At 65.1% G+C, this 11829-nt stretch carries 12 protein-coding genes and 1 tRNA gene; 2 read left to right on the top strand and 11 right to left on the bottom strand.

Annotated elements, in window-relative coordinates; all coding sequences use genetic code 11:
* From VGD20_RS11240 to VGD20_RS11230, 3 genes are all read right to left on the bottom strand, one after another.
* Positions 1-1200 (bottom strand): helicase-related protein (locus VGD20_RS11240; RefSeq protein ID WP_331134528.1); only part of this gene is annotated, 1200 nt, incomplete at its 3' end.
* Entirely contained in the window at positions 1200-1586 is a 387-nt protein-coding gene (locus VGD20_RS11235; RefSeq protein WP_331134527.1) for a DUF1801 domain-containing protein, read from the bottom strand. The genes VGD20_RS11240 and VGD20_RS11235, both read right to left, overlap by 1 nt.
* A gap of 10 nt (positions 1587-1596) precedes the next feature.
* Positions 1597-2610: a polyprenyl synthetase family protein gene (locus VGD20_RS11230; protein ID WP_331134526.1), complete on the bottom strand. Its 1014-nt coding sequence runs from the start codon at positions 2608-2610 to the stop codon at positions 1597-1599.
* A 50-nt stretch (positions 2611-2660) separates the two neighbouring features.
* On the opposite strand from VGD20_RS11230, the gene VGD20_RS11225 reads away from it, so the two are divergent.
* A complete protein-coding gene (locus VGD20_RS11225; RefSeq protein ID WP_331134525.1) occupies positions 2661-3002 on the top strand; it encodes a chorismate mutase in 342 nt (113 codons plus the stop codon).
* A complete protein-coding gene (locus tag VGD20_RS11220) occupies positions 2999-3694 on the top strand; it encodes a glutathione S-transferase N-terminal domain-containing protein (RefSeq protein ID WP_331134524.1) in 696 nt (231 codons plus the stop codon). Before VGD20_RS11225 ends, VGD20_RS11220 begins: the two co-directional genes overlap by 4 nt.
* Positions 3695-3860: 166 nt before the next feature.
* Here VGD20_RS11220 and VGD20_RS11215 read toward each other — a convergent pair whose 3' ends face one another.
* The 8 genes from VGD20_RS11215 to VGD20_RS11180 all read right to left on the bottom strand — a co-directional run bounded on the left by VGD20_RS11215 (position 3861) and on the right by VGD20_RS11180 (position 11748).
* Positions 3861-5279, bottom strand: coding sequence for a sensor histidine kinase (locus tag VGD20_RS11215; protein ID WP_414714567.1), 1419 nt, complete (start codon positions 5277-5279; stop codon positions 3861-3863).
* Between the two features lie 12 nt (positions 5280-5291).
* Entirely contained in the window at positions 5292-5957 is a 666-nt protein-coding gene (locus VGD20_RS11210; RefSeq protein ID WP_331134523.1) for a response regulator transcription factor, read from the bottom strand.
* A 115-nt stretch (positions 5958-6072) separates the two neighbouring features.
* Positions 6073-6381, bottom strand: coding sequence for a hypothetical protein (locus VGD20_RS11205; RefSeq protein ID WP_331134522.1), 309 nt, complete (start codon positions 6379-6381; stop codon positions 6073-6075).
* A gap of 87 nt (positions 6382-6468) precedes the next feature.
* Positions 6469-6543, bottom strand: a tRNA-Val gene (locus VGD20_RS11200).
* 173 nt (positions 6544-6716) lie between these two features.
* On the bottom strand, positions 6717-6989 hold the full coding sequence (locus tag VGD20_RS11195) for an HU family DNA-binding protein (RefSeq protein ID WP_037510426.1): 273 nt from the start codon (positions 6987-6989) through the stop codon (positions 6717-6719).
* Positions 6990-7158: 169 nt separating this feature from the next.
* Positions 7159-9555, bottom strand: a complete 2397-nt coding sequence (gene lon, locus VGD20_RS11190) for an endopeptidase La (protein ID WP_331134521.1) — start codon at positions 9553-9555, stop codon at positions 7159-7161.
* Positions 9556-9691: 136 nt separating this feature from the next.
* Positions 9692-10027: a YbaB/EbfC family nucleoid-associated protein gene (locus VGD20_RS11185; RefSeq protein ID WP_331134520.1), complete on the bottom strand. Its 336-nt coding sequence runs from the start codon at positions 10025-10027 to the stop codon at positions 9692-9694.
* The gene (locus tag VGD20_RS11180) at positions 10024-11748 is read right to left on the bottom strand and encodes a DNA polymerase III subunit gamma/tau (protein WP_331134519.1); all 1725 of its coding nucleotides are present in this window, start codon (positions 11746-11748) and stop codon (positions 10024-10026) included. The genes VGD20_RS11185 and VGD20_RS11180 overlap by 4 nt, the downstream gene beginning before the upstream one ends.
* Positions 11749-11829: the final 81 nt, after the last annotated feature.

Genomic DNA, 11829 nt, shown 5'->3' with positions numbered 1-11829 from the left:
GATCGCCTGCAATCGCGTCTTCGCTTCCGAAATCGCCGCCGGCGACGGCGGATCGAGCCAGCCCAATTGGCGCGGATCGACGATGCCCCAGCTCGCGCAGTCGAGCACGACGGGCATCAGGTCATTCTCGTGGATTTCGGGCGGGTCGAACGGCGGCATGCCCGTGGTCGCCGCGGCTTCCCACAAGCGATAGGCGACTCCCGGCCCTTGCCGCGCTGCACGGCCCGCGCGCTGGGTCGCCGACGCCTGGCTCGCGCGTTCGGTGACGAGGCGCGCGATGCCCGCCGCCTTGTCGAAGCGCGGGCGGCGCGACAGGCCGGCATCAATGACGATACGCACGCCATCGATCGTCAGGCTGGTCTCGGCGATGCTCGTCGCGATGATCAGCTTGCGCCCGCCATCCGGATCGCGGACGAGCGCCTTGCGCTGGAGCGCAGGGTCGATCTGGCCGTGCAGCCGATGGACGACGAGCGGCAAACGCGCCTCCTCGACGGCGGCCGCCGCGCGTTCGATATCCGCGGCACCCGGCAGGAAGGCGAGCATGTCGCCCCCCTGTCCCTCGCCGTCCTCATCGGCCAGCGCCTGCCGCACCGCCGCGAGCACCGACGCTTCGAGCCGGTCCTCGGCACGGCGGCCGATATGGCGGAGGTCGAGCGGCCAGATCTTGCCCTCGCTCTTCACCACCGGCGCGTTGCCGAGCAGCGCGCCGAAACGCGCGCCGTCGAGCGTCGCCGACATGGCGACGAGGCGGAGATCGTCGCGGAGGCCCTGCTGCGCGTCGATCGCGAGCGCGAGCGCGAAATCGCCGTCGAGGCTGCGTTCATGGACTTCGTCGAACAGCACCGCCGATACGCCGGCGAGCTCGGGATCGGCAAGAATGCGATTCCGGAACAGACCCGGCGTCATCACCAGCAGCCGCGTCGCCGCCGACTGTTTGCTGTCGAGGCGCGTCGCATAGCCGACGACACCGCCAACCGCTTCGTCCATTTCCTCGGCGATGCGTTCGGCCGCCGCGCGCGCTGCCAGCCGCCTTGGCGACAGCAACCACACCGCGCCCTTGCACCAGGGCTGGCCCAGCAACGCCGGCGCAACGCGCGTCGTCTTGCCAGCGCCCGGCGGCGCGACGACGACCGCATTGGGCTTCAGCACCAGCGCCGCCATGATATCGGGCAGAACGATGTCGATCGGCAGCGATTGCATCAGATACGCGCCGCGGGGTTGCCCAGTTCGGCGTTCAGGCGAAAGGCTTCGGCAGCGAGCGTCTCTACCGTCGCGGGCGACAGCTCGGTCGCCTCGACCATCACCAGATTGCCGAGTTCATATTTGCCGCTCGCCCTGATCCGCGGTTCCAGTTCGCGCAACCGCTTGCCGCGCCAGAAACCGAGCAACACGCGATGCTCTTCGGCGCGGATCAATATGCACGGACCGTTCGCCATGAAGACGAGATTGGTCCATTTGATCGTTTCTTCGAATGGGGCCGCGCGCAGGATCGCCGCGCGCATCATGTCGGCCCGTTCGCGCTGCCAACCCGACAGCGCCGCGATATAGGCATCGGGGCTTTCCGCCGCTGGGCCCATCATCGCCATGGGCAGCGATTCAATAAGCGCGCGCAACGGCGAAAGCGACCGCCTCGGTCAGCGCCGATTTGGCCTGGCTGGCACGGAAACCGCCGATCGCATCGACCGCGCGCTGGCCATAGTGGCGCGCGCGCGCCAGCGTATCGTCGATCGTACCATGCTTGCGGAGCAGGCCGGTCGCATAGGCCAGATCCTCGTCCGACGTCTTGTGGCCGGTGATCGCCAGCCTCCAGAATTCGCGCTCCTCCGCCGTCCCGCGCGCATAGGCGAGAATGACCGGCAGCGTGACCTTGCCATCGCGAAAATCGTCGCCGACGCCCTTGCCCATCGTCGCTTCGTCCGAGACATAGTCGATCGCGTCGTCGACGAGTTGGAACGCGATGCCGAGGTTGCGGCCATAGGCGTCGAGCGCGGCTTCGGTCGCTTCGTCGCGCTCGGCGACGACGGCGGCGATCTTGCACGCCGCGGCGAACAGCTCGGCGGTCTTGGCGTTGATGATCGCGAGATACTGGTCCTCGCTCGTCTCGATCCGGCGCTGCGCCGAAAGCTGGTTGACCTCGCCCTCGGCGATCACCGCCGAGGCGCGCGACAGGATCTTGAGCACCTTCAGCGAGCCATCCTCGACCATCACCTCGAACGCGCGGCTGAACAGGAAATCGCCGACGAGCACCGAGGCGCTGTTGCCCCAGATGATGTTCGCGGTCTTGCGGCCGCGGCGCAGGTCCGATTTGTCGACGACATCGTCGTGAAGCAGCGTCGCGGTGTGGATGAACTCGACCGCCGCGGCGAGCTTGCAATGGCGGCGGCCCGGATAGTCGAGCAACTTGCCGCACGCGAGCGTCAACATCGGGCGCATCCGCTTGCCGCCGCCCGCGATCAGGTGACCGGCAAGTTCGGGGATCAGCGGCACTTCGGACTGCATCCGATCGAGAATGACCGAATTCACCTCGTTCATATCGGCGGCGACAAGCGCCATCATCGGGTCGAGCGAAGGCGGACGATCGCCGTGGAGGAGGTGGATCTCGGCAGTCATAACGCGGCGAGCCTTGGCGCCGCGGTCACGATTTTGCAACGACTTTCGGCTTGCCTCCGCCCCCTTCGCGGTGCCAAGCGTTCCGCGAACGAGAGGAGCCGCGCATGGACGACCAATTGAGCCGATACCGCCAGAGCATCGACAATATCGACGCGGCGCTGGTCTATATGCTCGCCGAGCGGTTCAAGGTGACCAAGGCGGTGGGCGAGCTCAAGGCGCGCGACGGCCTGCCCCCCGCCGACCCGGGCCGCGAGGAGCGACAGATCGAGCGGCTGCGTTCGCTGGCGCGCGATGCCGACCTCGATCCCGAATTCAGCGAAAAATTCCTGCGTTTCATCATAGAAGAGGTGATCCGCCACCATCAGAAGGCCAAACGGGAGCAGAGCGCATGACCCTCGATCACCCGATTTTCGCGCGCTGGCCGGCCCAGCATCCCGACCGGATCCAGCTTTTCTCGGCGCCGACGCCGAACGGGGTGAAGGCGGGCATCATGCTCGAGGAAACCGGCCTCGCCTATGAGCCGCACCGGATCGACATCATGGCGAACGAGAGCCATGACCCGGCCTTCCTCGCGCTCAATCCAAACGGCAAGATCCCGGCGATCTACGACCCGCAGGGACCGGGCGGAAAGCCGCTCGCGCTGTTCGAATCGGGCGCCATCCTGATCTATCTCGCCGACAAGAGCGGGCAATTCCTCTCGGCCGATCCCGGGGAGCGTTACGAGACGATCCAGTGGGTGATGTGGCAGATGGGCGGCGTCGGCCCGATGTTCGGCCAGCTTGGCTTCTTCCACAAATTCGCCGGCCGCGACTATGAAGACAAGCGCCCGCGCGATCGCTACGCCACTGAATCGGCGCGCCTGCTCGGCGTGCTCGACGAGCGGCTGGCGACGCGCGAATGGGTGATGGGTGCCGGGTACAGCATCGCCGATATCTCGCTGCTCGGCTGGGTGCGCAACCTGATCGGCTTTTACGACGCGCGCGAGATTGTCGGCTTCGACCGGTTCGCGCATGTGCAGCGCTGGCTCGAGGCCGGGCTGGCGCGGCCGGGGGTACAGCGCGGGCTGGAAGTGACGGCCGCGTAACGGCGAACGGCAGTTTTCGACCGGAAACTTCCGATAGGGATGTGCACCCCGGCGAAAGCCGGGGCCCATGCGGTAACACGCTAAGTTCGCGTTAGAATTCTGGGCCCCGGCTTTCGCCGGGGTGCACAAAAGGGGCAGCTCACTACCCCATAGCCCACGTTCCTCGCTACCCCGCCGGCAGCCGTAGCCGCACCAGCACGCCGCCCAGATCCTCGCTCTCCTCGAGCGTGACGCTGCCGCCATAGATTTCGGCGACGTCGCGCACGATCGCGAGCCCTAGTCCGGTCCCCGGCTTGCCGCTGTCGAGCCGCACACCGCGATCGATCACGCGGACGCGGTCGTCGGGCGAAATTCCGGTGCCGTCGTCTTCGACCAGTATCTCGGCCATGCTGCCGTCGCGCTGGACGGTAACGAAGACGCTGCCGCCGCCATATTTCGCCGCGTTTTCGAGCAGGTTGCCGACCAGTTCGTCGAGATCCTGCCGCTCGACCCGCACGATCAGCGTCTTGTCGCCCTCGGCATCGAGCCGCGCGTTCGGGTAGAGCGCGGCGACGGCGCGCGACACGCTGTGGACGCTGTCCCAGACGACCGCCCTCGCCTGCGCCGCACCGCGCCGCCCGACTGCGCGCGCGCGCGCGAGGTGATGGTCGACCTGCCGCTGCATCGTCGCCGCTTCGCGCCGCACGGTCTCGGCAAGCTCGGAATCCGAACTCGTCGCGCTGTTGACGAGCACGGTCAGCGGCGTCTTGAGCGCGTGCGCAAGATTGCCCGCATGCAGCCGTGCCTCTTCGGCCTGCTTCTCGTTATGCGCGAGCAGCGCATTGAGTTCGTCGACCATCGGCTGCACCTCGAGCGGCAAGGGCGCATCGACGCGGCGGTTCTGCCCGCCGCGCATCGCCGCGATCGCGCGGCGGATATGGCGGAGCGGCCAGAGGCCGTAGAAGGTCTGGAGCGCGGCGAGGATGATGAGCCCGATCCCCAGCAGCGCGAGGCTGGGGATCAGCGTCTGCCGCACGGCGCCGACCTGCGCATCGAGCGCCTCGCGCGACTGGGCGATCTGGTATCGCCAGTTGGTCTTGCTGCCCGGCAGGATGACGTTGCGCTCGAGCACGCGCAGTTCCTCGTCGGGAAACTGGTTGCTGTCGTAGGTGTGGATCTGGTTGTCGATGTGCGGCGTCGGCGCCCGCAGCGTGCGTTCCCAGAGCGACCGTGAGCGATAGGGCTCCTGGTTGCCGCCGCTGATCTGCCAATAGAGGCCGCTGTACGGTTCGAGGAAGCGCTGGTCGCCGAGCGGCTCGACCAGACGCACTTCACCGTCGGGGCCGATCTCCGACGAGCGGATCATCGCGATCAACACATATTCGAGGCTCGAATCGAAGTTGCGTGTGATTGCGCCGGTCAGCACCCGGTCGAGCGCGAAGCCGCCGCCGATCAGCAGCACCGAAATCCACAGCGCCGCGATCGCGATCATGCGGCGCGCGAGCGAACCCGTGATGCGGCTGGCCGGCGCCGCCGATTTTTCCGCCGCGTCCGGATCCGCCAAGGTCGCCTGGGCGACCGCCGGGGCGACGTCTGCTTCGGTCATCTCCGCGCCGCGTCAGCCCTGCGGATCGTCGAGCTGATAGCCAAGCCCGCGGATCGTCGTGATGATGTCGGCGCCAAGCTTTTTGCGGATGCGCGTCACGAACACTTCGATCGTGTTCGAATCGCGGTCGAAATCCTGATCATAGATATGTTCGATCAGCTCGGTGCGCGACACGACCTTGCCCTTGTGATGGAGCAGGTACGACAGCAATTTATATTCCTGCGCGGTCAGCTTGACGGGCGCGCCGTCGAGCGTCACGCGGCCCGAGCGCGTGTCGAGGCGCACGTTGCCCGCGATCAGTTCGCTCGACGCATTGCCCGCGGCGCGGCGGATCAGCGCGCGAAGGCGGGCGATCAATTCCTCGGTCTGGAACGGCTTGGCAAGATAGTCGTCGGCGCCGGCGTCGAGCCCGGCTACCTTGTCGGACCAGCTGTCGCGCGCGGTGAGGACGAGCACCGGGAAGTTCCGCTTTTCGCGGCGCCAGCGATCGAGCACGGTGAGCCCGTCGATCTCGGGCAGCCCGAGGTCGAGGATCGCGGCGTCGTAATTCTCGGTCGAGCCGAGAAAATGGCCGTCCTCGCCGTCGGTGGCGAGGTCGACGGCATAGCCGGCGCCCTCCAGCGTCGCCTTGAGCTGCGGGCCCAGCGTGGGTTCGTCTTCGACAATCAAAATCCGCATTCAGGCGCCTTTCCGTTGCGCGCCGGACAGAACCGGCCGCATGTTTCGTCTGTGTATCAAGTCCGGACGATCATCGCAAAATCTGGTTGCGATGAAAGGCCGGCGACGGGGAATGTCAGGGTTTGCGTCCCACGATCCGGCCGGTGCGGGCATCGACATAGACGACCACCACCTGGCTGCCATCCATGAATTTCAGCGCATAGATCATCCGCCCTGCATCGAACTGCGGGCCGCCGAGATAGGTCATGTCGTTATACGGCGGGCGCGAACGGACGTCGGCGATCAGCTTGTTGAGCGGGATTACCTGCCCCTGCGCCGCTGCGTTGCGCAGATTGTCCTGGTCGCGGTCGCCACGTGCGGCCGCGGGCGCGCCCGCCGACAACAGCAGCGCGGAAACGAGGGAAAGGGTCAGTGTGCGGATCATGGCCGTTTCTCTAACGCGAAGGCATTGAATAGGCGATGAATGGCCGGGTCAGCTCCGGTTTCGGTTCCCGCCATGGCCCGAAGGTCATGGTGGGCGCGACAGGGATTGAACCTGTGACCCCACCCGTGTGAAGGGTGTGCTCTACCGCTGAGCTACGCGCCCGTCCGGTGCAGGCCATAGGCCCGGCGTCCGAAAGTCGGACGTCCATAGCCGCTGCGACGGTGATTGCAACGGACATTTGCTCAATCTTCACGCACAATCCATCCGGCAGATACAAATCGGGCCGCAGCTTGCGCCACGGCCCGAGATGTATTCACCAGAAGGTGCCTGTCAACTTAGTTGACGGCGTCCTTGAGGGCCTTGCCGGCCTTGAACTTCGGCTGGTTCGACGCCGCGATGGTCATCGTTTCGCCGGTGCGCGGGTTGCGACCGGTCGATGCCTTGCGCTTGCTGACCGCGAAGGTGCCGAAGCCGACGAGACGGACTTCGCCGCCCTTCTTCAGCGAACCGGTGATCGCGTCGAACACGGCTTCAACCGCTTTGCTCGCGTCACCCTTGGTCAGGCCGCTCGAGTCAGCGACGGCGGCGATCAGGTCTTGTTTGTTCATGCCTAAGGAACCCCTGCAATATGGTTGGTTAAATGATTCATGGTCGTGGCCATGGCGCGCCACTAACGCCGTTTAGCCCCGTCTTGTCAAAGCAAAAAAGGGCGAAAAACGACCCAAAACGACGATTTTGCGACGAAAAGGCCGCTTGCAGCGACCCAAGGTCGCCGGCTCAGTGCCGAATCGCCGTTTCGGGGTCGGTGCCCGAAGGAACCGGGGGCGATGCAGCGAGCTCATCGGCTTCGGTCCATTCGATCGGCACGACGGGCGACACCAGGGCCTCGGCAAGCACCTGATCGACATGGCTGACCGGGATGATCTTCAATCCGCTCGTGATATTGGCCGGGATTTCAACGAGATCTTTCTCGTTCTCTTCCGGAATCAACACGGTCTTAATGCCCCCGCGCAGCGCCGCGAGCAGCTTTTCCTTGAGCCCGCCGATCGCCAGAACGCGCCCGCGCAGCGTGACTTCGCCGGTCATCGCGACATCGCGGCGCACCGCGATCCCCGTCAAGGTCGAAATCATCGCGGTCACCATGCCGACGCCGGCCGAAGGTCCATCCTTCGGAACCGCGCCTTCGGGAAGATGGATATGGATGTCCTTGCGCGCGAACAGGCTGGGCTTGATGCCATAAGCAGGCGCGCGCGCCTTCACGAAGGAGAGCGCGGCCTGTACCGACTCGGTCATCACTTCGCCGAGCTTGCCGGTCGTGCGCACCTGCCCCTTCCCCGACGCCGTGACCGCCTCGATCGTCAGCAATTCGCCGCCGACTTCGGTCCATGCGAGCCCGGTGACGGCGCCGACCTGGTCTTCGAGGTCGCCCATGCCGTGGCGGAACTTCCGCACGCCCGCGAATTCGGAGAGGTTTTCAGGCGTCACGGTGACGCTGGTCGCCTTGCCTTCGAGAATCCGGCGCAGCGCCTTGCGCGCCAGACGCGCTATTTCGCGTTCGAGCGTGCGGACGCCGGCTTCGCGGGTGTAATAGCGGATGAGGTCGCGCAGCCCCTCCTCGGTCAGCTCGAATTCGCCGGCTTTCAGGCCATGCGCTTCGACCTGTTTCGCAATCAGGTGCAGCTTCGCGATCTCGACCTTTTCATCCTCGGTATAGCCTTCGAGCCGGATGATCTCCATGCGGTCGAGCAGCGCCTGCGGCAGGTTGAGCGAGTTCGCGGTGGTGACGAACATGATGTCCGACAGGTCGACGTCAACCTCCAGATAATGGTCCTGGAACTTGCCATTCTGTTCGGGGTCGAGCACTTCGAGCAGCGCGGAGGCCGGATCGCCGCGGAAATCCTGGCCGAGCTTGTCGATCTCGTCGAGCAGGAACAGCGGGTTCATCGTGCCGGCCTTTTTGAGGTTCGTCACGATCTTGCCCGGCAGCGAGCCGATATAGGTCCGGCGGTGGCCGCGGATTTCGGCCTCGTCGCGCACGCCGCCGAGAGACTGGCGGATAAACTCGCGCCCCGTCGCCTTGGCGATCGACTTGCCGAGGCTGGTCTTGCCAACGCCGGGAGGTCCGACGAGGCAGAGGATCGGCCCCTTCAGCTTGTTGGTCCGCGCCTGCACCGCCAGATATTCGACGATCCGGTCCTTGACCTTTTCGAGCGCATAATGATCGTCGTCGAGGATCTCCTGCGCCTTCGCGATATCCTTCTTGAGCTTCGACTTCTTGCCCCACGGCAGGCCGATCAGCGTGTCGAGATAGTTGCGCACGACGGTCGCCTCGGCCGACATCGGCGCCATCGCGCGCAGCTTCTTCATTTCGGCCTGCGCCTTGGCCTTGGCTTCCTTCGACATTTTGAGGCTGTCGATCTTGAGCTGAAGCTCGGCAAGGTCGTCGCCGCCCTCGCCATTGTCGTTGCCGAGTTCGCGCTGGATCGCCTTCAACTGCTCGTTGAGATAATATTCGCGCTGGCTCTTTTCCATCTGGCGCTTCACGCGGCCGCGAATCTTCTTTTCGACCTGCAGCACGCCGAGTTCGCCTTCCATGAAGGCGAAGACCATTTCGAGCCGCTTCGACGGCGCATCTTCGACGAGCAGCGCCTGCTTGTCGGAAACCTTGATGTTGAGATTGCCCGCAACCGAATCGGCAAGCCGCGAGGCCTCCTCGATCTGCGACAGTTGCACCGCGGTTTCGGCGGGCATCTTCTTGTTGAGCTTCGCGTAATTTTCGAACTGGTCGACAACCGAACGCATCAGCGCCGCGGTATCGACACTCTCGTCGACGGTATCGCCAACCGGTTTCACGCTCGCCATGACCGCCTTGTCCTCGGTGGTCAGGCCGAGCAGCTTCGCACGCTCCTTGCCCTCGACGAGCACGCGGACCGTGCCATCGGGCAGCTTCAGGAGTTGCAGGACGGTGGCGATCACGCCGACGTCGTACAGATCGTCACGCTGCGGATCGTCCTCGCCCGGATCGAGCTGCGCAACGAGGAAGATTTCCTTGTCGTTTTCCATCGCGGTTTCGAGCGCGGCGACCGAGCGATCGCGGCCGACAAAGAGGGGCACGATCATGTGCGGGAAAACGACGATGTCACGCAGCGGAAGAAGGGGATAAGATTGCGTCATTACGGCTCCTGGGCGGGCGCCGCGACCGGACACACCGCCCTTCTTATAGGGTGTTCATCGCTAATATGGCGTAACTTCGCACGCATTCAATGTCGCTGCGCTGAACAGCGCGGCCCAGACCGGGGCGTGGGCCGGCTCAGAACGGCAGCTTGAAGCCCGGTGGGAGCGGCAGGCCGCTCGTCATCTTGCCCATTTCCTCGTTGCTCGCCGCGTCAGCCTTTTCGCGCGCGTCGTTGAACGCGGCGGCGAGCAGGTCTTCGAGCATCTGCTTGTCCGCGGGGACGATCAGGCTGTCGTCGATCGCGATTTCCTTGATGCGGCCCTTCGCGCTTGCGCGAATCCGCACCAGCCCGCCGCCCGAGACGCCTTCGACCTCGACACTGTCGAGCTTCGCCTGCGCCTCCTGCATCTGGGCCTGCACCGTGGCGGCGGCTTCCTGCGCCGCCTTCATCATTTCTTCGATCGATTTCATGGGTTCGACCTATGGCGATTGTCGTCGTCCTCGACAAGCCTTGCATCCGGAAAAGCAGCCAGAGCGGCCTTCACCACCGGCAGTTCGCGGATTCGCGCGTCATTGTCGGCAAGTTTGGCGGCGCGCACATGACCCAGGCTCGGACGCCCCTCGCCTTCGCCCGTCCGCACATGCCAGCGGCTGCCGGTCGCGGCGAGAAGCGCATCGCCCAGATCGCGCGCGAAGGAGGCACCGAGCGCGGTTGCGGACGCAAAAACAAGATTCCCCGGCTCGAGCTCGATGATTCGCAAATGATCGTAGACATCGACCGCAAGCCGATGATTTCCAGTGCTTTCGAGGAGCTGGTGGATCTGCGCGACCGTCAGCGAAGCGGGTGGCTCGGGCATTGCGGGCGCCGGCATTCCGGTTTCCGCAGCCGGCTGGCTCGCCATGCTTTCCTGCGTAGCAGGAGCGGCCGGGGCAGCCGGGGCGGCCAGGGGCATCGTCGGCACACCGCCCTTTTCGAGCAGCTTTGCGAGTTCGCCAGGATCGGGCATCGACGCGGCGTAGATCACGCGGAGCAGCAGCATTTCGAGATGTTCGAGCGGATTATTCGCGCGCAGCACCTCATCATGCCCTTTCAGCAGGAGTTGCCACAGCCGGTTCAGCGGCGCGAAACCCAGCTTCTGCGCCCAGTCGCCGATACGTTCACGGTCAGCCTCGGCCAGCGCGGGATCGTCATGCCGCGATACTTTCGCAAGCGTGATCGCGTGGGTCAGGTCCATCAGACCGCGTACCATCGCGACGGGTTCGATCCCGAGCGCATATTGCGCGCGCGCCAGATCGATCGCGCCGCCCGCATCGCCTTCCAATATCGTCGCCATCAATTGCGAAATCGAGGTGCGATCCGACAGGCCGAGCATTACCCGCACCTGATCGGCGCCAATCTTGCCGCCGCCGTCGAGGTCGGCGTGCGCGATCGCCTGATCGAGGATCGACAGGCCGTCGCGCACCGACCCCTCGGCGGCGTTGGCGATCAGCCAGATAGCCGGCGCTTCGGCCTCGACGCCTTCCTTCTGCAAAATCGCGCTGAAATGCGCAAAGAGCATGTCGGGGGTGATGCGGCGGAGGTCGAAACGCTGGCAGCGCGACAGCACCGTTACCGGCACCTTGTTGACCTCGGTCGTCGCGAACAGGAATTTGACGTGCGGCGGCGGCTCTTCGAGCGTTTTCAGAAGCGCGTTAAAGGCGTTACGCGACAACATGTGCACTTCGTCGATGATGTAGATCTTGTAGCGCGCCGACACCGCGGCGTAGCGCACCGCCTCGATGATCTCGCGCACATCGTCAACGCCGGTATTCGACGCGGCGTCCATCTCGATGACGTCGATATGGCGCCCTTCGGTAATCGCGCGGCACGGTTCGCATACGCCGCATGGGTCGATCGTCGGCCCGCCCTGCCCGTCGGGACCGATGCAGTTGAGCGCCTTGGCGATCAGGCGCGCGGTCGACGTCTTGCCCACCCCGCGCACCCCGGTCATCAGAAAGGCATGCGCCAGCCGGTCGCGAGCGATCGCATTGCCCAGCGTCTTCACCATTGCATCCTGGCCGATCAGTTCGGCGAAGGTTTGCGGGCGGTATTTGCGGGCGAGGACACGATACGGACCGGCGGACGGCTGCGGCGCGGTTTCGGGCAGGTCCATTCCCAGCATCGGGATATCGTCTTCGGCGGAATCGCTCATGGCCCCGTCTTAGGGGGCGTCGGGGCTGTTGTCGAAGGAGAATACCGGCGATGTAATCCAACACCCCGTCAACCCGGACTT

This window comes from Sphingopyxis sp. (genome assembly GCF_036402335.1).
In the GTDB taxonomy this organism is placed as follows: Bacteria; Pseudomonadota; Alphaproteobacteria; order Sphingomonadales; family Sphingomonadaceae; genus Sphingopyxis.
The sequence above is the reverse complement of the archived record's forward strand: the minus strand, read 5'-3'. Positions and strand labels throughout refer to the sequence as shown.

What these genes read in the sequence shown, in the direction of transcription:
- VGD20_RS11235 (WP_331134527.1), bottom strand. Translation starts at nt 1,586, where the DNA reads ATGGCGATGATGGGCCCAGCGGCGGAAAGCCCCGATGCCTATATCGCG.
- VGD20_RS11180 (WP_331134519.1), bottom strand. Translation starts at nt 11,748, where the DNA reads ATGAGCGATTCCGCCGAAGACGATATCCCGATGCTGGGAATGGACCTG.
- VGD20_RS11230 (WP_331134526.1), bottom strand. Translation starts at nt 2,610, where the DNA reads ATGACTGCCGAGATCCACCTCCTCCACGGCGATCGTCCGCCTTCGCTC.
- VGD20_RS11220 (WP_331134524.1), top strand. Translation starts at nt 2,999, where the DNA reads ATGACCCTCGATCACCCGATTTTCGCGCGCTGGCCGGCCCAGCATCCC.
- VGD20_RS11215 (WP_414714567.1), bottom strand. Translation starts at nt 5,279, where the DNA reads ATGACCGAAGCAGACGTCGCCCCGGCGGTCGCCCAGGCGACCTTGGCG.
- VGD20_RS11185 (WP_331134520.1), bottom strand. Translation starts at nt 10,027, where the DNA reads ATGAAATCGATCGAAGAAATGATGAAGGCGGCGCAGGAAGCCGCCGCC.
- VGD20_RS11210 (WP_331134523.1), bottom strand. Translation starts at nt 5,957, where the DNA reads ATGCGGATTTTGATTGTCGAAGACGAACCCACGCTGGGCCCGCAGCTC.
- VGD20_RS11195 (WP_037510426.1), bottom strand. Translation starts at nt 6,989, where the DNA reads ATGAACAAACAAGACCTGATCGCCGCCGTCGCTGACTCGAGCGGCCTG.
- VGD20_RS11205 (WP_331134522.1), bottom strand. Translation starts at nt 6,381, where the DNA reads ATGATCCGCACACTGACCCTTTCCCTCGTTTCCGCGCTGCTGTTGTCG.
- lon (WP_331134521.1), bottom strand. Translation starts at nt 9,555, where the DNA reads ATGACGCAATCTTATCCCCTTCTTCCGCTGCGTGACATCGTCGTTTTC.